Here is a 20,481-nt window from a genome sequence, read left to right on the forward strand (position 1 = left end):
CCAGCTTGCTGTGGAACAGCACATTACTCTGAGCGTGGAGATGGGGCGGGGCACCCGGGCATCCGGGCAAAGGGCGCGCAGACAGCGGATCGGACGCAAGCTTGCGCCAGCCGAAGTCTGCGCGCTTAGCCTCAAGCCTGAGGCTGGTCCGATATTGAAGCAGGGGTGTGAGTTAAACCGCGGAAGTGTTGGTTTGAGGTGCTGCGACTTAGGCCGGCTGGGGCAGTTAGCGTAGGATTAGCTGGAGCCAGCTTGCTGTGGAACAGCACATTACTCTGAGCGTGGAGGTGGGGGCGGGGCACCCGTGCATCCGAGCAAAGGACGCGCAGGCAGCGGATCGGGCACTCGGCCGATGCCAGCCGGAGCCTGCCAAGCACGCTGCTTGGCAGGCTTCGGAGCAGGCCAGCCTCCCCGGCAGGACGGGCGTGCTTCCCTGCTGCGTAGAGCAGTGCCGCTCTTCCGCCTCTGAGGCTAGTCGACAGGAAGGACGATGGTCAGGCGGCAGCCATCGAGGTCGCCGGCAGAGAGGTACATGGAGCCGCCGAGCTGCTGGACCCGCTCTTTCATGGCCGTAAGGCCGTAGCCCATGGGGGCTCCTTCGTCGTAAGGACGTCCGTCATTGGTCAGCAGAAAATGCAGCTCCCGCTCTTCCTGGGTGAGCCGAAAACGGAAGCGCCGGCCGTCCCCGTGCCGCATGCCGTTGGTAAGCCCTTCCTGCAGCGCATGATAGATGACCTTTTTCTGCAGGGCACTCAGCGGGGGCATCGCCGAGATCCGGTGCTCCACCTCGATCCCCGACGTATCCTGCGTGTCGTGCAGCAGCTGGTGGAGTGCCGCGGTCAGATCATAATCCGCTGTGCTGGCTGAGAGCATGTGTACGGAATGGCGGATTTCGTTCATGCTTTTGCGGACGAGCTCCTGGGAGACATCGAGCTTCTGGAAGCCCTTTTCGTCGTTCTTGGCGATCAGCCGCTTGGCAGCCTCGATCTGGACGACGGTCGTCGTCAGCGTATGCCCGACAATATCATGAATCTCACGGGCAGCACGCCCCCGCTCTTCCGCCACGGAGAGCTCAGCGACCGCTTCGGCCGTCTCCCGCATCGATTCCTGCAGCCTGCGCTTCGTCTCTTCAAGCTCGATGGTCCGCTCTTCCACCTGCGCCGCAAGGGAACGGTGCATGCGCAGCAGCTTCAGCTGCTGTTCTATGCGGGAGAGCAGTTCTTTTTTGACGACGGGCTTGGTCACACAGTCGTTCGCTCCCGCCTCGAAGCCATCGACAAGGCCGTCTGCGCGGTCTTTATCCGTCACGAGCACGATCGGCAGCTCGGTAGCCTTATAGCGGCGGCGGATAAGCCGGATCACTTCGTACCCGGTCATCCGCGGCATCATGAGGTCGATCAGGAGCAGATCCGGTTTCTCTGCGGTGATGGAGGCCAAGGCTTCAGGCCCGCTGGAGGCCTGAGCGACCGTATAAGGCTGGAGCGCCAGAAGATTATCGAGCAGCTGCAGGTTCACCGGATCCTCATCCACGATCAGGATCCGGGCCGCAGGCCGAAAGGCACGGTGACTGCGCATATCCGGCAGCAGTCCGGCGGTGACGGAGCGGTTTGCGGTCTTTTCTTTGCGCCATTCGTCCGAAGGGGACTCCGGCATCGTATGTCCCCCGTCTGGTCCGGCCGGCGGTTCGGCGAAGTCGGAAGCCGAAGAGGCTTCCGCTGAGGGCTCAGTCCAGCAGGGAAGAGTAAAGCGAAACCGGATGCCGTCCGGGCCACTGCTGTGCTCAAGTGTCCCCCCGTATCCTTCCACGAGGTTCCTGACCAGAGTGAGTGAAGGTTCGTCTTCGGGTAATCTTCGGGCTGTGGGTGCTCCCTCCGAGTACGAGCCGAATGCCTCCAGAATTCTCTCCCGTTCGTTCTTCTGCAGTTCGATCCCGGTACCGAGAACGGTCACTTCCACGCAGCCGTCCCGCACGCCCGCATGGATGCCGATCTCCCCGCCGGAGGTAAAATCCAGCGCCTGACCGAGGAGGGTGTAGAGAATCTGCTCCAGACGGTTCTCTTCCGCAGAGACCGAAGGCAGATCAGACGGGAGGGAGGCGGCGAGCATCACGCCTTTTTTGGCGGCCAGCGGGGCGAAGACGTCGAGCGCAAGGCGGATGGAACGGTTGATCTCGACTTCGGTGCGCTGCTGCGGCAGCAAAGGTTTGGCCATTGAGAGATCAATCCTATCACGGGTAAGGCTGGCGAGGCGTTTGCCGCTGGAGACGGCCAGCTCCAAGGAGCTGCGCGCTGTCCGGTTGAGCGGCCCGGCAGCGCCGTCCAGCAGGGATTCGGCCAAGCCGATGATGCCGTTCAACGGTGCCTGCAGCTCACGCGATGCCATCGCAAGCCGTTCTTCATTCAGCCGGCTGACCGCGGCCAGCCGGCTGTTCTGACGCTGGAATTCTTCTAGGAAGCGTTCCCCCCGGCCATATGCCTCCGAGGAGCGCTGAAGAAGCATCATGCTGAGACAAATCAGGCAGAGAAGGACCGTCAGGAAAATCCCGTCAGCCGCATCCCCCCCAGCAGAGATTCCCGTATCACGCCATGTGCCCGGGAGAAGACGGGACAGCACGGTCACCGCGATGGCAGCGGCCCATACGGCACAGCCGGCGAGCAGCCAAGCGGCTGATTTCTCCTGGGAGCTGCGGTAAGCCTGCACGGCCAGCCAGGCGGTCAGGACAAGGGAGATCAAGAACAGAACGGGGAAGATCAGGGTCATGGTTTCTTTATACAACACGGGGTCCCAAAAGGCGGCCGCTAGACTGAATGCCAGCACAATGAACATGCTCCGGCGGAGTAACCGGCGCAAATGCAGCGGGCCGCTGCCGTAAGAGGATTCGAGCAGAGCGAATAAAGCGTAGGCCCCCGCCGGAAGGGTCAGCAGACATAGCTCCTGTGCTTGGTAGGGGAGGAACAGGGCGGCCATCTCGGCAGACAGCAGGGCACCGATGGCAGCCGAGCCGGCGAGCAGTGCGAAATAGAGATAAGCAGGCTGGGTACGGCGGCGGAGATACAAGAGACAGCCGGAGACGGCGGCTCCGAGGAACATTGTGCCGGCCGTCAGGTGGGTCAGGTCGCGCCGGATGAGCCCGAGCCATACATTTCGTTCGCTGTCGATGGACAACTGCCCAAGTTGAAGACCCTGTCCGTCCTGATAGATCCGGACGAGGAGGTTTTGGCCGCTCTCCTCCACGGAAGGGGCAAGCCCGGCCGCAGATTGCGCCATTGGAAGCTGGAGGATAGGAAAGGAGCTGTCCAGAGGAAGCCCTCCCAGATAAGGCTGGTAGGAGGCGAGACCGCGGACATACAAGACGGGATGCTCCCATCCGCCTGCCGGAACAGGGCGTTTAAGCCATAGGTACCCGGTATACCGCTTGCCCGCGTACTGCGGAACAGCCTCGGTCCATGGCCGCCAGTCCGCTGCGGATTCATCCGCTGCCCGGCCGGCTTCGGCAGGAAGATCACCTATATGAACCGACCAGCCTCCGTCCCTGAGGCCCAGATCGTATCCTGCGGAAGAGACCGGCAGCAGAGGCAGGAAGCCGAGCAGTCCCGCGCCCGCCGCAGCCAGGATGAGCAGAAGGAGGACGGTCAGGGCCGGCCGGGTGAAGGCAGTGATTTGAAAGTGCATAACGATAAGGCCCCCTTCGCACGATAGGATGGCTATCCGGTTGTTCCGAGGGAGCCCGGCAGCACAGGAAATCCGAATTGTGAAAAACCGCACAGTTTTGGATGTATCCTCTCTACTATGAGGCATGGGACGGTCACATGATAAGTGACGCCAGTCATAAGTTCATGCATGAACTGCAGGACGAACCGCCCAGTGCACTTGACTATGGACAGCGAGAGAAAGGGAATACGGGGAAAAAGGACGGAAATCGAAACCGAGGTCAGCCGGTGTATGAGGGGCCGAAAAGGCGGGCGAAGGGCTCGACGGGAGAGGAGGCCAAGGGTTTGAAGCTCTAAGGGAAGGGCGCAGATCGGCAGTGAAATAGAGCGGGGGCGAAAACGCAGCGGGGAAAAGAAAGAGCAAGGGCAAGGCCGGTGCCCGTGCGGACTGGTGCTGCCCAAAGGTATACAGTCACAGATCCGGCCGGAGGGGCAGATTCCAATAAGCGGACAGGGTCAGCGGCACAGGAGGGGGACCCCGTGCGGACAGGAAGCGGGGGAAAGTCAGGCATACCTGCAGCTCGATGCGGCTCCACAGGGCACGCAGCCAAGGCCAGCGGCATGACAGGGCGCTCGGTATGAGGCGGGGGCAGCGGCCGGGAGGGACTTCGTGTCGGACAGGAAGCGGAGGAAAGTCAGGCATACCCGCAGCTTGATGCGGCTCGACAGGATGCACGCAGCCAAGGCAAGCGGTATGACAGGACGCTCGGTAAGAGGCGGGGGCAGCGGCCGGGAGGGACTTCGTGTCGGACAGGAAGCGGAGGAAAATTCAGGCGTACCCGCAGCCTGATGGGGCTCCACAGGAAGCACGCAGCCAAGGCAAGCGGCATGACGGGGCGCTCGGTAAGAGGCGGGGTTAGCAACGTCGGTGGGGACTCCGTGTCGGACAGGAAGCGGAGGAAAATTCAGGTATACCGGCAGCCCCATGCGGCTCCACAGGAGCCACGCAGCCAAGGCCAGCGCATGACGGGACGCTCGAGTAAGAGGCAGGGCCCGCGGCGCAGGGGGGGGACTCCGTGTCGGACAGGAGGCAAGGGAAAAGTCAGGTATATCCGTAGCTTGATGCGGCTCCACAGGGCACGCAGCCAAGGCAAGCGGCATGACGGGGCGCTCGGTAAGAGGCAGGATGCGGCGGAAGGAATCCCAGCATGCCTGGGGCTTCCTCCCCCCAGAGGGGCGAATCCAACACAAACGGCAGTCCAAGATTCCTTAGACTGCCGTTTGTGGGTACGCTTCCGGGAACTGAAGGCCGCATCCGGGAGTTATGGAGTCATCCATTCCTTCAGGGCAAGAATGGCTTTCGTCCGGTCGTTGGTACCGATCTTGTTGTAGATCATCGACACATAGTTCTTCACGGTGCCTTCGCTCATGAAGAGCAATCCGGCGATCTGCCGGTTGTTTTTTCCCTCCATCATCAGGGAGATGATATTCTTCTCCCGCTCCGTGAAGGAGATCCCCTCCGACTTGAGGCGCTTCGGATCGAATTCGGCGGTGGCGGCCGCAGAGGCCGAGGACAGCCGGGCCGCGAGCTTGGAAGCGATCACAGCGGGCATCATGAGCTGGCCTTTCACACAGTCGCGGATGGACTGGATGAGCTTGTCTCCCGGCATGTCCTTGAGCAGGAAGCCCGAAGCGCCGTTGGCGAGCCCTTCTACTATATAGTCGTCTTCGGCGAAGGTGGTGAGGATGAGGATAATCGTTTCGGGAAACTGTTTTTTGATCCGCTTCGTGCTCTCGATCCCGTTCATAATCGGCATTTGAATATCCATTAATACCAGATTCGGACGCAGCTGCTCCACCAGCTCAAGGGCCTGCTGGCCGTTCTCGGCCGTCCCTACGACCTCGAGGTCGTCCTCAAGAGTCAGGATCGTGTGCAGTCCGTCACGCATCAGGGTCTGGTCGTCCGCCAGGACGATGGTTGTCGGGCTGTTCATGGTTTTCACTCCATTCATGCTTCCATTATAGAGCAATCCCCGGACGAATTGAATGCCCTGCTCCCTCTGCGCCGAAAAAATATGACCGCCCGCATGATGCCGGTAACTGGTCATTGTGACCGGGCCGGTCCTATGATAAATAGCGTAAACCAACTTGAAACGATGAGGTGTCTATTCATGAAACCGATGGAACCCGGCCGCCCGATCTCCGAGAAGGAAGACATCGAGCGGAACAAAACGTCCGCCGTGCTGGCCTATATTCTGTTTTTCCTGCCGGTCTTGACCGCCAAGGACTCCCGCTTCGCGATGTACCATGCGAATCAAGGGCTTCTTCTGCTGCTGACCGCGATGGCATTCAACATTATCCTGGGACTGATCCCCGTCATCGGCTGGCTGCTGATGCCCATAGCGAACTTGGCTGTCTTGGCGCTCGCCGTTCTTGGAATGGTGAAGGCTGCAAGAGGAGAACGCCGGCCGCTGCCGGTCGTCGGTTCCTTTACGCTGATTCCTTCGCCGGAATAAGCCCCAATCTCCTCCCGCAGGAGGACGACCTTCCACAGGCTGCGGCATCTTAACGAATGAACCCGAATTCTGGCCACGATACAGGGTACTGCACGTTCCCAGGTTTCCCCTTTCCGTTCCTCAGCCAGCGTGTACCCGTACCTAACGTGTCCCCGTACCCCATACGGTAAAAAAATCCCCTTCGTCTCCTGCCCCTCCGATCCCCCAAGTAAAGGAGAAGAATCCATGTCCCCGACCTTCCCGCCTCCCGCAGGCTCCTCGGCCGTTCTGCAGCGCCCGGCGCCCGGCCGTACGGTCTTCACGGCCTTGTCCCCTGCAGCGGCGCCCGCTGCCATCCCCGCGGCCGAGCCGCTGCTCCTGCCCGCAGAGGCTTACGGCGAGCTGCGCTGGCTGCTCGCCTCTGCGCTGCAGAGCCCGGCGGCCGCCGCCGTACGCCTGCAGCGCTGGCTCGGCACCCTGCCGGACGGTGCACGGCTGCCCGCGCTCTGGGCCGCCGCCATGCAGCAGCAGCTTGCCCCGGCCGCAGGCGCCGTCCCGCGGCGCCCGGCCCCGCCGGCAGCGCATGCCGCGCAGGCCGGCCTCGAGGCGGCGGCGCACCACACGGCCGCAGCGATGCTCGCACGGCTTGCCCCCCCGGACGGCGAGCTGCGCCTGCTGCTGCTCGGCCCCGGCACCGCCTGCACGGCGGCGACTGTGCTCGAGCTGCTGCACGCCGCAGGCCGTCCGCTCCCCGCCAGGGTTGCCGTCTACGCCGCGGAGGCGGACCCGGCCGCTCTTCTCGCCGGCGAACGCGCCCTGCAGCGGGCCGGCACCGCCTGCGGTCTGGCGGTCCGCTTCCACGCGCTGCCGCTGCGCGGAGCTGTGCTGCCCGCCGCTTGGCCCGCCGAGCTGACCGCCGGGGGCGGAACCCTGCTCGCCTATGCGGCCGGTCGTCTGCCGGGCGCAGATCCGGCCGGCCCCGCGCCATCGGCTGAGCTGCTGGCAGAGGTGAACGGCCTGCGCCCGCGTGCGCTCGTGCTCAGCGTGCCGGACGCGGATCTCGCCGCGGCAGGCGGGCCGCTCGGCCGCTTCGAGGCCGCCTGGCCTTACTATGAAGCGCTGTTCCGCTGGCTGGGCGACCGCCTGCTGCCCGCAGGCGTGCGCATGTCCCTGCAGGCCCGTTACGGGGCGGGGCTGGCCTCGGTCCTTGGCGAAGCAGGCCCGGCTGGGGCGCCGACTCCAGAGGCACCGTGCGTACGGACGGCGGAGTGGATCCGCCGCCTGCAGGTCTCCGGGTACCGGCCCGCTCCGCTCCCGCCGGGACCAGGAATCGGCGGCCCGGTCACGGACGGGCTCCGCGTGCAGCCGAACCCGTGGTATTACGGGCTCTCCTATGCGAATGTCAACCTCCAATCGGTCCTCTGCGCAATCCCCGCTTTTTGAAGCGAGCCCCCTCGGGTATAATGGAAAAGTACGGCAATAAAACGGCTCCGAGCCGTCCGCCGGCCCGGAGGTTCCCATGCCTTTTACCAAAGTATTCTTCGTCAATGTCTCCCTGCTCGTTACGCTTTCCTATCTCGTAAACCTGGGTTACAAATATAGCGCCGGCCGCTTCGGCTGGTGGACCGCCATGTCTGCGAGGGTACGCGATGCTCTGGTGGCGGCGCTGCTTGTGTTCGCCGGCTGGGTGACGATGCTCTTCGGTCTGAGGATCAACGAAACCATGCTCTTCGATCTGCGCCTGGTGCCGGTGATCGTGAGCATGTTTGTGTTCCGGCGGACTTCGCTTACCCTTCTGGTGGGCATCGGCATCGGTCTGGTCCGCCTGACCCTCGGATGGAATGACGCGGGCTTGGCCGGCTTCTTCAACCTGACGCTGCTCGGTCTGGCCGCTGCGGGCCTGTCCGTCTGGTTCCGGCGGGCGAGCGTCGGCTATCCAGCGAATTTCGTGATATCGCTGCTGGTCATCAATGTGCTCAACGCCGTGAACCTGGCGCTGTTCGGTGCCATCCCCATCTTGGAGTACGTGAGCACGATCATGCCTTACACGCTTCCCATGGGGACGCTGCTCAGCGCCCTGTTCCTGTTCATTCTGCGGGACTTCTACCTCGACCAGAAGCGGACCGCTGAGCTTCGTGCGACGAACGAACTGCTCGTCGAACAGAAAAGAGAGCTGGAGCGGGCTAAGGCGGTGCTCGAGCAGCAGGCACGCGACCTGCAGTTGGCCTCGCGCTACAGGTCGGAGTTTCTGGCGACGATGTCGCATGAGCTGCGGACGCCGCTGAACAGCATCATCACGCTCTCTCAGCTTACGGCCGACGGGCATGAGGGGCGCTTCACGGAGGAGGAGGTGCAGTATCTCGGAATCATCCGGGCATCCGGTGAGGAGCTCCTGCGGCAGATCAACGACATCCTGGATCTCTCCAAGATGGAAGCGGGCCACCTGGAGCTGCACGATGAGGAGGTCTCCGTCCGGGAGATCGCCCAGATCCTGGAGCATATCTTCTCCTGGGCTGCAGGCCAAAAGGGACTCTCCTTCTCCGCCACCACTGCCGGGGATGCTCCCGAGATCATCCGGACGGATGCGGCCCGGGTCCACCAGATCCTCAAGAATCTGATGACCAACGCGGTCAAGTTTACCGAGGAGGGCGGCGTCGCCTTGGAGATCGGCGCCGTACGCGGAGGGCCCGACGGGGAAGAGGGACCCTGGGTGGCTTTCTCCGTTCTCGATACCGGCATCGGCGTCAGTACAGACAAGCATGCGCTGATCTTCGAAGCGTTCCGCCAGGCGGACGGTTCCATCTCCCGGAGGTACGGCGGCACGGGTCTGGGCCTGTCCATCTCGTTGGAGCTGGCCAAGAGGCTCGGCGGCCACCTCAGCGTAGAGAGCGAGGCGGGGAAGGGAAGCCGCTTCACGCTGTATTTGCCCGTAAGCCGGCAGCAGCCGGATTCGATTCCGTCATAGTCACCCATTTAAGGCGTCCCTGGGAGGGGTCTTTTTCTTTTCCATTCGAAGCTCCGAATAAAAACAGTCCGTGCGGGCTAAAGTAGGATGGGTATGCGAACCGGGTCTGGTGTGAATTGTAAAATAAAATTTACAAAACATTATATACTTTACAAAAGTAAGTGATTCGGCTATGATGAAAAAAACAAGATTTGGGAGTGAGCCACATGAGCCAAGTAAACCAAACGATCAGCGCAGAAGAAGCGATTCTGTCCCGTCATTCCGTACGCAAATACGAGCGTGACGTGGTGATTCCGGAAGCGGAACTTAACGAAATTCTGTCCCTGGCGCACAGCGCACCGTCCTCATGGAACCTGCAGCACTGGCGTTTCCTCGTGATTCAGGAGCAGGCGAACAAGGACCGTCTGCTGCCGATCGCCTTCAACCAGCAGCAGGTATCCGACGCTTCCGTCGTTGTCGTAGTGCTCGGCGACCTGGAAGCGAACCTTATCGCTCCGAAGGTCTATGAGTCGGCGACGCAGGAGATCCGCGACATGATGGTCGGCCAGATCAACGGCGCGTATCAGAACAATCCGGCCGTAGCACGCGACGAGGCGATCCGCAACGCTTCCCTGGCGGCGATGCAGTTGATGCTGGCAGCCCGTGCCAAAGGCTACGATACCGTACCGATGGGCGGCTACAACCCGCAAGCACTGATCGAGGAGTTCAAGATTCCGGCGCGCTATGTACCGGTAATGCTCCTGCCGATCGGCAAAGCGGCGAACCCTGCACGTGCGACCGAGCGTCTGCCGCTCGATAACGTCGTCATCAACGAGAGCTTCTAATCCGAACGGTGGCCATCTAGGCTCACTTACCGAACCCCCGATCCCGCCGCTTAGGCGGGCCGGGGGTTTTTTGTTAAGCATGTGCTTCCTCGAAAGAACCTCGATCAGGGGTTTTTCTTACAATATAAGAATGTATATCTCGCCAGGACTTGATCCCGTCATCTTATATTTCTTATCAACGCACATCTAAACGCGCACCGTCCGTAAAAGACGGCGAAGCCGTTTAGCTTGTAACCGGGATGTGGGCCGTCCCCGGTTCGGTCTCATGTCTAATTTTCGGGGGAAAAGATGCATAGATCGGCCTGTAGGCGAATGATTCGGCCCTGGGGTATAATCAGGATAACATCACCGGACATACCGAGGATTTCAGCGCATCCGGTACGGTAAGCGTTACCACAAACGGCGGCGGCTCCCCGCTTCCGATGCGACGGCATCGTCCGGCCCTTGAGGTGACTTTCTATGAATCCGGTTGCAGCACTAATCCGCTGGTCCAACAACGTGAACATCCGCAATAAGCTCATTCTTGCTTTTATCCTCGTCGTCTTCATCCCCGTGATGCTTGTCGGCGGTTTTCTGACCTATGAGTTCCGCCAGACCGTGCTTGACCATGCAACGCAGCAGACCTCGAATAACGTGGATAAGATCAAGCAGAGAACACTTGAAATCATCCGGATGCCGATCGAGGTATCGAACAAGCTGCTTGTCGATCCGCGCCTCAGCACGCTGGTCAATACCCGCTATGATTCCACCTATGAGGTGGTGGAGGCCTACCGGAATTACGCCGAATTCAAGGAATATATGAAGCTGTACAAGGAGATCACCAATATCCGATTCTACACGACCAATCCGACGCTGATCGACAACTGGGATTTTCTCCAGCCGGATACGAGGACGATGGGGGCCTTCTGGTACCGCAATGCGATGGCTAACAACCACGATACGATCTCCTGGAATTATATCGAAGACGAGACGAAGGGCAATCAGAAGTATCTCAGCCTGGTGAGGCGCGTGGTATTCCATGAGTACCGGACCTCCGGTGTCCTGGTCATCAACGTCAACGCCGATTCGCTGAATGCGATGGTACGGCAGGAGCCGTTCGATACGATGCTGCTGGATGAGCGGGGGTATGTCGTCGCCGCGAAGAATCCCGCGTGGGTCGGGCGCAATGCGGCGGAGCTGCAGCTTGGTCCGGACTTCCTGAACATGGTGACCGGAACCTACGAGGCCGTGTTCAGCGGGAAGCCGTCGAAGGTGCTCGTCGAGGATCTGCTGCCGGAAGCGAGCGGTAACGGGCTCAAGATCGTGTCGATTTTTACGATCGAGAGCATCGTCAGCGGAGCCAACCGGATCTCCCTGATGGGCCTGATTATTATCCTGACGAGCCTGTCGATCGCGATGGTGCTCATCTACTTTTCTTCGAAGCTATTGTCAGGCCGCCTGTTCCGGCTTAAGGAGCAGCTCGTTCAAGTGTCCACAGGGAATCTGAACGTGGTTTCGACCATCGACGGGAACGATGAGATCGGGATGCTGTCGCGCCAGTTCAACTACATGGTGGAGAGCATCCGGGAGCTGATGGAGGAAGTGAGCGAGTCCAATCACCAGAAAAGCCAGCTCGAGCTGCAGCAGCGGGACATTAAGCTGAAGATGATGGCAAGCCAGATCAATCCGCATTTTCTGTTCAACGCGCTGGAGTCGATCCGGATGAAAGCCCATATGCAGGGGCAGGCCGAGCTTGCCGCGATCGTCCGCTCCCTGGGTAAGCTGCTCCGTAAGAATCTGGAGATCGGCGGAGGGCGGATTCCGCTGACCGAGGAGCTGGAGATCGTGCGCTGCTACCTGGAGATCCAGACGTTCCGCTTCGAGGACCGGCTGACCTTCAAGCTGGAGCTTGACCCGCTCGCCCGGGACATCCCGCTGCCGCCGCTGATGATCCAGCCGCTCGTGGAGAATGCGATCATCCACGGCCTGGAGAGCCGGGAGGAGGGCGGGGTCGTCGAGGTGCGGACGAAGCTGGAGGATGACCACCTGCGGATCGAGGTGATCGACAACGGCCTCGGCATCCCGCCGGAGCGCATGGCGTTCATCGAGCGGTCGCTGGAGGACAGCGACGGGGAGGGCGAGCACCGGATCGGGCTGCGCAATGTGCACCAGCGGCTCGGCCTGACCTACGGCGAAGGATACGGATTGCAGATTACGAGCAGGCCGGATGCGGGCAGCCGCATTCATTTCATGATACCGGTAGGGGGATGATGTGATGAAGAAGGTTGTGATTGTCGATGATGAGCTCGCGATCCGCAAGGGGCTTCGCACGCTCATCGACTGGGAGCGGTACGGCTTTGAAGTGGCGGGCGACGCGGCGAACGGCCGGGAGGGACTGCGGCTGCATGCGGAGCTGTCTCCGGACCTGATGGTCGTCGATATCAAAATGCCGGGGATGGACGGGCTGCAGCTGCTCGAGGAAATCCGGAAGACGGATTCGGCGTGCCGGTTCCTTGTCTTAAGCGGCTACGCGGACTTCCAATACGCGAAGCAGGCCATCGGGTGCGGCGTGAACGGGTACATGCTGAAGCCCGTGGACGAGGAGGAAGTGCACCGGGAGCTGGAGCGGATCGCCGCCGAGATGGAGCACAAGGCGCAGACGGTCCGGCTCAGCCGCTCGAGGCGGCGTGAAGAGCTGCTGCGGGCCGTGCTTCACGGCGGCGCGGCCGCGCAAGGACTGGGACGCGAGGAGCTGGAGGAATTGACCGGAGGTCAGGGCCGCACCTGCGGCATTCTGCTCGTGGCGGTGAACCCGAGCGCGGGCGCGGAGGCCGGAGCGGCCGCGCACACCGCGGCCGAAGCTTACGGGACCGCGAAGCGCTGGCTGACCGAGTCGTTCGATGCGTGCGGCTGCGGGTTCGTCTTCCCGGCCGAGCCTTACATCGGCCTGCTGCTCTACGAGAACCCGGGCATGCCGAAGGTCCGGCAGCGGCTCTACGACGAGCTCAGCGAGGGACTCGGCGCGCTCGGCCTCGCTTTCACGGCGGCAGCCGGGCCGGCGGCGGGCAGCCCGGAAGGCCTGGCAGCCTCCTACGCCGGGGCGTGCCGGCTGCTCGGGCAGCGCTTCCTGCTGGGCGGCGCGGAGATTCATACGCGGCTCGGCGCGGAGCTCGAGGAGCTGCTGGCAGCAACGGCGGAGCCCCCGGAGAAGGTGGCTGCCGCTGCGGAGAAGAGCGCCGAGAAGCTCTACTTTGCCCTGGACCTCGGGGACAAGGAAGGGGTGCGGGACGCGCTGACGGAGGCCGGCCGCTGGATGCTGCGCCAGGATCCGGCCGAGCAGGCGGTGAAGACCCAATTCGCCCAGCTGGTCACGGTGGTGCTCGGCAAGCTGTCCGAGGGCGGCGCCGCAGCGCTGCCTCGGGTACAGGAGAGCATGCCGGTCGTGACGGGGATCTACGAACAGCCGAGCTATCAAGCCCTGCTCCGTTATGTGGGGAGCGCTTTCGACAAGCTGATCGACACGGCCGGCAGCACGAGCAGCGAGCCGGTGCTGAAGCAGATGCTGCATTTTATCCAGCGGCACTACAGCGAGAACCTGAAGCTAGAGACGCTCGCGGAGCTGTTCAAATACAACAGCGGCTATCTCGGCAAGCTCTTCAAGAACTACACCGGCGACAGCTTCCACACCTACCTCGACAAGGTGCGCATCCGGCGGGCGATCGAGCTGCTCGGTGAGGGGCTCAAGGTGCATCAGGTCGCCCAGCTCGTCGGCTATGCCAACGTGGATTACTTCCACAGCAAGTTCAAGAAGTACGTCGGCATGCCGCCGTCCGCTTACAAAGAAAAGCCGCAGCGCGCCGAGGTGAAGATCGGCGAAGGTTTCTAGGACGGAAGCGTATCGCGTTCCGGGCACCGGGGCATCCAATATAAGTAAAAATGGGCCTGTCCAAATCTTCCCCTCCATGTTATGTTACTAAGATATCTGAGGGGGAAGAGACATGAAGAACAAGGGCGTCATGATGGTACTCGCCGCGGCCGTTGCCTGGGGGTTGTCGGGCATCGGGGCGCAGCTGTTTTTCTCGCACTATGGTTCGTCTCCCGGCTGGCTCGTGTCCGTCCGTATGCTGTCCGCCGGGGGGCTGATGATACTGCTGCATGGTCTGCTGCAGGGAGCGAAGAGCACCTTCTCGGTGTGGACGCACAAGAAGGACCGCCGCTCGCTGCTCGTCTTCGGGCTGGTCGGCATGCTTGGGGTGCAGTATACGTTCTTCGAAGCGATTGACAAGGGCAATGCGGCTACCGCGACCCTGCTTCAGTACCTGGGGCCGGTCTTCATCATCGCTTACGTGTCGGTCCAAATGCGCCGGATGCCCGGCGGCCGGGAGCTGTCGGCCTTCGCGCTGGCGCTGATCGGGATCTTTCTCATGACAACGGGAGGCTCTTTCGGCTCCCTGACGATGTCGGTGGAAGCGTTCGTGTGGGGCATCCTGACGGCGCTCGCTGCGGCGTTCTACACGCTCTACCCCGGCCGCCTGGTCGCGGCCTGGGGCTCGGTGCCCGTCGTGGGCTGGAGCATGCTGATCGGCGGGGCGGGACTCGCCGTACTGCATCCCCCATGGACCTTCGACTGGAGCCAGAGCTCGCTGTACATGGGCGGGCTGCTCGCGTTCATTGTCATCATCGGAACGATCATTCCCTTCTTCCTGTTCCTCGAGAGCCTCCGCTATGTGACGGCCGCCAAGGCAAGCATCCTGAGCAGCGCCGAGCCGCTGACCTCCGTGCTGGTCGGTATGCTGTTCCTTCACATCCCCATGGATGCGGTGCAGCTGCTGGGGAGCCTGTGCATTATTCTTACTGTTGTTGTCCTGACCCTGCCGTCCCGCCGTAAGGAGGAGGCTGCCGAAGACCCGGCAGACTCGGGGGAGCGGAAGGGGGAGGAAGTCCGGCCTCTGCCATGACGGCAGAGGCTGTTTGCTATTTGGGGCAGGGGGATTGCTGCTTCTATTTCGGTTGCGTTATGGGCATCACGACCGGGCTGCGGCCCGGGCGAGGGCCCCGCTTTTGCGCAGGGAGAACGAAACGAAGGCAGCGATCAGGCTGAGCAGGGCCGCCACACTGCCGATCCAAGGGTTGTAGTGGACGGTGGAGGTCCAGCTCACAGCGGCCCCGCCTGCGCCGGCGCCTGCCGCGAGTCCCAGGTGAATCACGGACAGATTGAGGCTGAGCACGAGATTGCTGGATTGGGGCGCCTGCTGGATGAAGTAGGTCTGAAGGGCCGGCGCACTCATAAAGAGGGAGCTGAACCAGATCACGACGAGGATGAGGCCGGCGGTCAGCGAGGCGGTGACCAAGGGAAGCAGCCCGAGCGTGACCGCTGCGAGGGCGATGGTGGAGATGAGCATGAACACGCTGCCCCACCGGTCAACCCCGATGCCGCCCAGCCGCGACCCGAGCATGCCCACCAGCCCGAGCGTCAGCATGATGGCGCCAAGCAGGGAAGCGTTCAGGTGAAGTACCTCCTGCAGGTAAGGAGTGAGGTACGTCAGCAGCACCGAATTGCTGCCGTTCTGCAGCAGGGAGACGAGCAGGCCGCTCAGAATGACAGGTTGGCCGAGCACCGAGAACCGCTGGCGGAACGTGACTGGCGCATCGCCTTCGATCTGGGGGAGAAGCTGCAGGAGCAGCAGCGTGACGGCGAGACTGACAGCGGCCAGACCGGCGAAGATGGCCTGCCAGCTCCACCACCCGGTGACCGCGATCCCGATGGGCACGCCGAGGGCCATGGCGCTTCCGAAACCGAGTGCAATCATGGAGATGGCGCTGCCCATCCGCTCCGGGGGCACGAGTTTCGTGACCGAGGAGACCGCGACGACCGTATAGACGCCTGCGCTCAAGCCCAGGATGATCCGGGAGACGAGCATGACGGCATAGCCCGTACTGGCCCAGGAGAGGAGGGATCCGGCGATGAAAATGGCGAGCGAGCCAAGGAGCAGGGATTTGCGGCCGAGACGGGAGGTCACGGCGATGAGAATGGGGGTTCCGAGGGCAAAAGAGAGGGAATAAGCTGTAATGAACTGGCCGGCGAGTGCGATGGAGATGCCGAGGTCATCGGCCATGGCGTGCAGGACGCCTCCTACGACAAGCTCGGCCGTCCCCACGAGGAAAGCGCCAAGGGCAAGCAGCAGAATAGGCAGTCGATTCATAAACCATCATCCTTTCGGTTACGGACTTTTCGGCACGGCGGGCCGGCTGGAGTCCGATCGATCTCGTTTGATTGACAGTATAATACGGCTGCTATATCGTGGTAAGAAGGCAAAGGTTTTGGACATTGTCCTGTTATTTTGACTAACTATACTTTAGTAAGCGGGTGAAGGTATGGAGCAGCCTTGTCCTGAGGTACAGAAGAACTCGAACATCTGCGACGTCCTGCAAATTCTCGGTGCCAAATGGGCGTTCCTCGTAATTGATGAACTGCAGAAAGGACCGCAGCGGTTCAAGCAGCTGCAGCGCAGTGTTGCGGTGGTCAAGACCCAGTCTCTGACCGATACGCTGCGCCATCTGGAGCAGACCGGCATCGTCCGGCGTGAGGTGTATCCCACCGTGCCCGTCACGGTCGAGTATTCCCTGACCGAGAAGGGGCAGGACTTCCATGGGGTGCTGAAGGAAATGGACCGTTGGGCCCTGAAGTGGCGGATCCGCGACGGCCAGGCGTAACAGGCAAAAGCCGCTCCCGAAGGAACGGCTTCATCCCGAGTATGCAACATCATAGCTTACATTCCTGTAAGGAACCGGAATTTCGCCTTTGAAATATAAAGCGAATATTCCGGTTCCTCTTTCGTTTGGCAGCCTTGGCAAGAGGCGCAGGCGGCGGGGCATAAGCCGGTGCTTGGATGAGCAGGGGCCCGGGCTGTGCGGGTATCCTGACTATTGCTTGCCCCAAACAGATTGCGCTGTATCCTGCTCGCAACCTAACGGATTGCTCCCTGTCCAAGAACGGGATGCCTTCGGAAGACGGGACCACACGGGCAGTCTTCTCTGCCGGTGCGGCTATCCCCGAACGGCCACCAGCGCGGAACGCGGAGCCGAGCTTCCAGACGGATGCTGCCAGGAGCTGACCTGCGGCGTTCCGGCGCCTGACGCTTCGCCCGGGTGCTGCACCGACAGGAACAGCGTCTGCTCTCCCGGCGTGAACGCCGGGGAGGCAAAGGCCGCCCCGACGGGAGCGGAGGCGAACGGGGTGACCCCGCTGCCGGCCGGTGCCTTCAGATCAAGCACATACAGGCCGTTGCTGCCGTACCGGCGGTAGGCGGAGCGGAGCAGGCGGTACGGCGCCACATCCGCAGCGATCCAGAGCCGGCCGCTGCGGTCGAAGGCAAGATGCCCGGGTGAAGTGAACCCGCTCTGCGGACCGCCGGTGGCCGAGATCTCGAAGTCGAACGCGAGAGCTCCCGCATCCCCCTCCTCTTCCACGATGCGCAGAATCTGGCCGTGTACGCTCGTATCCACGAGCGAAACGTACAGGCTTCCGTCCTGCGGATGGAGCGCCGCATCGCCCTGGCGTCCAAGCGGTGTCGCCCCCAGCAGGAGGGCCGCCTCGGCCGCATGGACCAGCACGTCGGCCTGCTCCCGGAACAGAGCTTGCAGCTGTTCCTGCGTATACTTGACCGCATGCGGCAGATCCAGGCCCGGAGAACGCAGCACTTCCTTCACCGCGTCGACCGACAGCTCGATCCACCGCCCGTTCTCCAGGTCCGCCGCGTAGAGGGTGCCTTCGGTCAGAAGCTCCGAATTGGCCGTGCCGCGTCCCTCGTCGAACCGGCCGCGGCTTATGTACTTGAACAGCGGCGACTCTTCGGCTGTATCTCCCATATAGACGGCAGCGCGTCCGTCCCGGGTGAGCTTCATTGGTGCGCCGGAGTGGCGGAAGCGGCCGAGCGCGGTATGCTTGCGCAGCTTGAAGGAAGGATCTGCCGGATCTATCTCCGCCGCCCAGCCGTAATGGCTCGGGTCCAGCCCCGCATCGTGGCAGGTGTCGTCCCAGCTGCCTTCGGAGGTCAGCACCGTTCCCCATAAGGTGACGGCGCCGGTCCGGTTGCCGAGCGTCCCCTGTACTTGGACCGCTCCGTGGACGGCAGCCGCTCCGCGGGCCGGCCCGGTCAGCTCGAACGGGTCGAGACCGGTGATGCGTCTTGCCGCAGGGGAAGCGGGATCCATCCGCCACTGCCCGTCCATGCCACGGTATACTTCCAGAACGGACGCTCCCTGGTTGTACAGGCAGCTGTGGATCTGCCCTGCCGTGTATGCACCTTCACTGCGGCTGCCGTGGGCCCACTGCGGGCTGGAGGTCTCATGGTCGACGTACAGAAGACCTTTTACGCGTGAACCGTTCTCCGGCAGGAATACGGCGGAGGCGCTGTCATAACCGAAGGTATCGCCCTTTGCATTGATGATGTCCCCGTAAGCCGCAATGACGTCATACCGGAAGCCTTGGGGAAGGGTCAGTTCGTCGGTGGAAACGGGCTTCCCTGCGAGAGAACCGGAGGTAACGACCGGTGTTTCCTGGTCGAAAAGGACAGAGGCCGCCTTGGCCGTACCGCTTCCACCCAGAAGAGATTCGAGACCTGAGGCTGCCGTGACTAGTGTGGCTGCTCCGGTGCCCAGGTAAGCAAGGAAATGACGCCTGGTAATAGGTTTATTGGTACTCATATGCCCTCCGGATGTCGATTAATGTTATTCTATGTCGTATCGTGGAAGATGGAGAAAAATATATAGTAGGATCGGACTGCTTTCATATATAATAGATTAGCATAAATATACAATGGCAACTAGGACTCATATGATAAATTTCTTCAGCTTCAATAGGTACAGCAGGTTGGATGAAGGCGGCTGACGTAATAAAAGGAGGGGCTTGCCATTGAAGATGTGCCCGGTTTGTCCGGAGGATGAGGCCCTGCTGTATTCGCTGTACGGGGCTTCACGGCAGGAGGAGCTGGATGCCTGGGGCTGGAGACCGCAGGAACGGGAGGCGTTCCTCGGCATGCAGTACCGGCTTCAGCAGCAGTCTTACCGGTCGCAGTATCCGGAGTCGGACCATTGGATCATCGTTCATGAGGAGCAGCGCGTAGGCCAGGTCCGGATTGACCGTAGCGGGGACGATCTTAGGCTCGTCGATCTCTCGCTGCTGCCGGCTTGGCGCGGCAGGGGAATCGGAACTCAGCTTCTGCGGGAGCTTCAGATGGAAGCGGGGGCCGCGGGCCGGAGCATCCTTCTGAGCGTGGTGGAGGGCAGTCCCGCTGGCCGGCTGTATGAGCGGCTCGGGTTCGAGACGGTGGGGCAGCCCTCCGTCTACCGGCAGATGCGGTGGAAACCTTACATGGGCCATGTCGTTAAGTGACCCCGAGATGAGCTGCAGGACCTTCAACTTCTGTAGAACTCTGCTGTAAACGCAATCATGCGATTGCGAGGAAAAATCAGATCAGGATGTGATTCCATGTCAGAACCTTATATTGGCGAGATCCGCATGTTCGGCGGCAATTTTGCTCCGGTCGGCTGGGCCTTATGTCATGGTCAGCTGCTGCCGATTTCGGAGAATGATGCCCTATTCACATTGATCGGCACCACATACGGAGGCGACGGACAGACGACGTTCGCCCTGCCGGACCTGCGAGGCAGAGCTCCCGTCCACCAGGGTAAGAATCCCATAACGCAGAGCAGCTTTGCTCTCGGGCAGATGGGCGGTGTGGAGACCGTGACGCTGACTCAGGGGAACATTCCATCGCATACCCACCCGGTGCGGGCACAGAAGGAGCCGGGTACGACCGGCAGTCCTGCAGGCGGTCTGTGGGCGGCCTCCGCAGTCAATCCTTATGCGGTACCCGGCGGTACACCCAGCGGAACCATGCATCCGGCAGCGGTATCCCCGGCAGGCGGGAATCAGCCGCATGACAACATGATGCCGTATCTCGCGGTCAATTTTATCATATCTCTTGAGGGGATTTATCCGTCTCAGAATTAGTGCATTGAAGTTTTTTGGCAAAGGAGCATGCGGTAATGAGCGAAGATTTTATAGGCGAGATCAGGGCATTCTCTTTCGGTTACGCCCCCAGGGGATGGATGCCGTGCAACGGTCAGCTGTTGGCGATTAATCTGAACCAGGCCTTGTTCTCCATCCTTGGCACCAATTACGGCGGGAACGGACAGACCAACTTTGCGCTGCCTGATCTTCGGGGCCGGGTGCCCGTCCACCCGGGCACAGGGATCACACTGGGCATGATCGCGGGCGAGGAGTCCCATACGCTGACCGTGAACGAAATCCCCTCTCATACGCATCAAATCATGGGGAGTTCCTCCGAAGCTTCGACGAATCAGCCGGCAGGTGCCGTCTGGGCGAAGCAGACGGCGGCAGGCTATGATACGGCGGCTGCGAACACGGTTATGGGTTCCGCCGCACTGTCTTCCGCAGGAAGCTCGCAGCCTCACAACAATATGCAGCCCTACGGTGTAGTTCAATTTTGCATTTGCGTCGAAGGGATATATCCATCCAGAGAGTAACCCATTTACCGAGAGAA

15 protein-coding genes are annotated in these 20,481 nt (G+C 61.6%); 11 read left to right on the plus strand and 4 right to left on the minus strand.

From position 1 onward, the window contains the following. Positions 1-471: 471 nt before the first annotated feature. Both ACP26L_RS02025 and ACP26L_RS02030 read right to left on the minus strand, forming a co-directional pair. Complete coding sequence (locus ACP26L_RS02025) at positions 472-3,672, minus strand: response regulator (protein ID WP_426450813.1); 3,201 nt, start codon at positions 3,670-3,672, stop codon at positions 472-474. Between the two features lie 1,300 nt (positions 3,673-4,972). Continuing rightward, complete coding sequence (locus tag ACP26L_RS02030) at positions 4,973-5,644, minus strand: response regulator (protein ID WP_426450814.1); 672 nt, start codon at positions 5,642-5,644, stop codon at positions 4,973-4,975. Between the two features lie 177 nt (positions 5,645-5,821). On the opposite strand from ACP26L_RS02030, the gene ACP26L_RS02035 reads away from it, so the two are divergent. The 7 genes from ACP26L_RS02035 (at position 5,822) to ACP26L_RS02065 (ending at position 14,871) form a co-directional block, all read left to right on the plus strand. Continuing rightward, on the plus strand, positions 5,822-6,166 hold the full coding sequence (locus ACP26L_RS02035) for a DUF4870 domain-containing protein (protein ID WP_426450816.1): 345 nt from the start codon (positions 5,822-5,824) through the stop codon (positions 6,164-6,166). A gap of 129 nt (positions 6,167-6,295) precedes the next feature. Further along, positions 6,296-7,588, plus strand: a complete 1,293-nt coding sequence (locus ACP26L_RS02040; protein ID WP_426450818.1) for a hypothetical protein — start codon at positions 6,296-6,298, stop codon at positions 7,586-7,588. A gap of 76 nt (positions 7,589-7,664) precedes the next feature. Beyond that, the gene (locus tag ACP26L_RS02045; protein WP_426450819.1) at positions 7,665-9,110 is read left to right on the plus strand and encodes an ATP-binding protein; all 1,446 of its coding nucleotides are present in this window, start codon (positions 7,665-7,667) and stop codon (positions 9,108-9,110) included. A 206-nt stretch (positions 9,111-9,316) separates the two neighbouring features. Then, positions 9,317-9,934 carry a nitroreductase family protein gene (locus ACP26L_RS02050; RefSeq protein WP_426450820.1) on the plus strand — a complete coding sequence of 206 codons (618 nt, stop codon included), beginning with the start codon at positions 9,317-9,319 and terminating at the stop codon, positions 9,932-9,934. Positions 9,935-10,393: 459 nt separating this feature from the next. After that, positions 10,394-12,184: a histidine kinase gene (locus ACP26L_RS02055; RefSeq protein WP_426450821.1), complete on the plus strand. Its 1,791-nt coding sequence runs from the start codon at positions 10,394-10,396 to the stop codon at positions 12,182-12,184. 4 nt (positions 12,185-12,188) lie between these two features. Next, on the plus strand, positions 12,189-13,799 hold the full coding sequence (locus ACP26L_RS02060; protein WP_426450823.1) for a response regulator transcription factor: 1,611 nt from the start codon (positions 12,189-12,191) through the stop codon (positions 13,797-13,799). A gap of 112 nt (positions 13,800-13,911) precedes the next feature. Beyond that, the gene (locus tag ACP26L_RS02065) at positions 13,912-14,871 is read left to right on the plus strand and encodes an EamA family transporter (protein WP_426450824.1); all 960 of its coding nucleotides are present in this window, start codon (positions 13,912-13,914) and stop codon (positions 14,869-14,871) included. Positions 14,872-14,937: 66 nt separating this feature from the next. Here the strand turns inward: ACP26L_RS02065 and ACP26L_RS02070 are convergent, their stop codons facing one another. Then, positions 14,938-16,116 carry an MFS transporter gene (locus ACP26L_RS02070; protein ID WP_426450826.1) on the minus strand — a complete coding sequence of 393 codons (1,179 nt, stop codon included), beginning with the start codon at positions 16,114-16,116 and terminating at the stop codon, positions 14,938-14,940. A 172-nt stretch (positions 16,117-16,288) separates the two neighbouring features. Between ACP26L_RS02070 and ACP26L_RS02075 the strand changes: the two genes are divergently transcribed. Beyond that, entirely contained in the window at positions 16,289-16,627 is a 339-nt protein-coding gene (locus ACP26L_RS02075; RefSeq protein WP_426450827.1) for a winged helix-turn-helix transcriptional regulator, read from the plus strand. A 333-nt stretch (positions 16,628-16,960) separates the two neighbouring features. On the opposite strand, the gene ACP26L_RS02080 is transcribed toward ACP26L_RS02075, so the two are convergent. Next, positions 16,961-18,619 carry a PhoX family protein gene (locus ACP26L_RS02080; protein ID WP_426450829.1) on the minus strand — a complete coding sequence of 553 codons (1,659 nt, stop codon included), beginning with the start codon at positions 18,617-18,619 and terminating at the stop codon, positions 16,961-16,963. 214 nt (positions 18,620-18,833) lie between these two features. Here ACP26L_RS02080 and ACP26L_RS02085 point away from each other — a divergent pair, with 214 nt between their 5' ends. From ACP26L_RS02085 to ACP26L_RS02095, 3 genes are all read left to right on the plus strand, one after another. Continuing rightward, the gene (locus tag ACP26L_RS02085; RefSeq protein WP_426454786.1) at positions 18,834-19,307 is read left to right on the plus strand and encodes a GNAT family N-acetyltransferase; all 474 of its coding nucleotides are present in this window, start codon (positions 18,834-18,836) and stop codon (positions 19,305-19,307) included. A gap of 96 nt (positions 19,308-19,403) precedes the next feature. Continuing rightward, entirely contained in the window at positions 19,404-19,928 is a 525-nt protein-coding gene (locus tag ACP26L_RS02090) for a phage tail protein (protein WP_426450830.1), read from the plus strand. Between the two features lie 35 nt (positions 19,929-19,963). Continuing rightward, a complete protein-coding gene (locus tag ACP26L_RS02095; protein ID WP_426450832.1) occupies positions 19,964-20,464 on the plus strand; it encodes a phage tail protein in 501 nt (166 codons plus the stop codon). The last annotated feature ends 17 nt before the right edge of the window (positions 20,465-20,481 follow it).

Origin of the sequence: Paenibacillus sp. S-38 (genome assembly GCF_049942825.1) — a bacterium.
Taxonomy (GTDB): domain Bacteria; phylum Bacillota; class Bacilli; order Paenibacillales; family NBRC-103111; genus Paenibacillus_G.